Genomic DNA, 1,050 nt, shown 5'->3' with positions numbered 1-1,050 from the left:
ACACAGTGGACGCGAGCAACTGAGGACAAGCCCTCGGCCTATTAGTACCGGTCAACTCCACACGTTACCGTGCTTCCATATCCGGCCTATCAACCCAGTCGTCTACTGGGAGCCTTACCCTCTCAAGGAGGTGGGAATACTCATCTCGAAGCAGGCTTCCCGCTTAGATGCTTTCAGCGGTTATCCCTCCCGAACGTAGCCAACCAGCCATGCCCTTGGCAGAACAACTGGCACACCAGAGGTTCGTCCGTCCCGGTCCTCTCGTACTAGGGACAGCCCTTCTCAATATTCCTACGCGCACAGCGGATAGGGACCGAACTGTCTCACGACGTTCTAAACCCAGCTCGCGTACCGCTTTAATGGGCGAACAGCCCAACCCTTGGGACCGACTCCAGCCCCAGGATGCGACGAGCCGACATCGAGGTGCCAAACCATCCCGTCGATATGGACTCTTGGGGAAGATCAGCCTGTTATCCCCGGGGTACCTTTTATCCGTTGAGCGACGGCGCTTCCACAAGCCACCGCCGGATCACTAGTCCCGACTTTCGTCCCTGCTCGACCCGTCGGTCTCACAGTCAAGCTCCCTTGTGCACTTACACTCAACACCTGATTGCCAACCAGGCTGAGGGAACCTTTGGGCGCCTCCGTTACTCTTTAGGAGGCAACCGCCCCAGTTAAACTACCCATCAGACACTGTCCCTGATCCGGATCACGGACCCAGGTTAGACATCCAGCACGACCAGACTGGTATTTCAACGACGACTCCACCCACACTGGCGTGCGAGTTTCAAAGTCTCCCAGCTATCCTACACAAGCCGAACCGAACACCAATATCAAACTGTAGTAAAGGTCCCGGGGTCTTTCCGTCCTGCTGCGCGAAACGAGCATCTTTACTCGTAGTGCAATTTCACCGGGCCTATGGTTGAGACAGTCGAGAAGTCGTTACGCCATTCGTGCAGGTCGGAACTTACCCGACAAGGAATTTCGCTACCTTAGGATGGTTATAGTTACCACCGCCGTTTACTGGCGCTTAAGTTCTCAGCTTCGCCA

At 55.6% G+C, this 1,050-nt stretch carries 1 rRNA gene; it reads right to left on the bottom strand.

What is annotated here, in order from left to right:
* Positions 1-21: 21 nt before the first annotated feature.
* Positions 22-1,050, bottom strand: a 23S ribosomal RNA gene (locus tag ACIBK5_RS43610); the annotation flags it as partial.

It is taken from the genome of Streptomyces sp. NPDC050546, assembly GCF_044457425.1.
Lineage (GTDB): Bacteria > Actinomycetota > Actinomycetes > Streptomycetales > Streptomycetaceae > Streptomyces.
The sequence above is the reverse complement of the archived record's forward strand: the minus strand, read 5'-3'. Positions and strand labels throughout refer to the sequence as shown.